The sequence below is a fragment of the Gallicola sp. Sow4_E12 genome (assembly GCF_052116305.1).
Lineage (GTDB): Bacteria > Bacillota > Clostridia > Tissierellales > Peptoniphilaceae > JBQKLI01.
The window spans coordinates 1-537 of record NZ_JBQKLI010000061.1 but is presented as its reverse complement, the minus strand read 5'-3'; the positions used below and the strand labels follow the sequence as shown (position 1 = coordinate 537).

The following is a 537-nucleotide window of genomic DNA, read 5'->3' as shown; positions in this document are numbered from 1 at the left end:
AAAAAAGACCTACGGAGATCTATAAAAGAGAAATCTTAGGACATTGGGAATGCGATACCGTTGAATCTGGAAGAATAGACCATAAACGAAAAAGTAAATATTGTTTTGTAACTTTAGCCGAAAGAAAATCAAGATATTATATTGCAATATTAGTTCCAGATCGAACAGAAAAAAAGGTAACCCCCGCAATCATCAATGCACTAAGCCAGTTTCCTAAAGAATTAGTAAAGACAATAACCTTTGATAGAGGTAAAGAGTTTTCGGGATATTTAGAAATTGAAGAAAAGTTAAGTTGTAAAACATATTTTTGTGACCCATACTGTGCCTGGCAAAAAGGTACTAATGAAAATACAAATGGTCTCCTTCGAGAATATTATCCAAAGGGAATGGATTTATCCAAAGTTGATAAATCAGAATTAATTGACAATTTACTTAAACTAAATGGCAGACCAAGAAAATGCATAGAATTCAAAACACCTAAGGAAGTCCTTTTTAGTAGCTCACATTAGGTGTTGCATTTGAATTGACAATTCATCT

At 32.4% G+C, this 537-nt stretch carries 1 protein-coding gene; it reads left to right on the top strand.

Annotated elements, in window-relative coordinates:
- On the top strand, positions 1-509 hold a 509-nt coding region (locus tag ACTQ46_RS11165; RefSeq protein ID WP_441749897.1), incomplete at its 5' end, for an IS30 family transposase.
- Between the last annotated feature and the right edge of the window lie 28 nt (positions 510-537).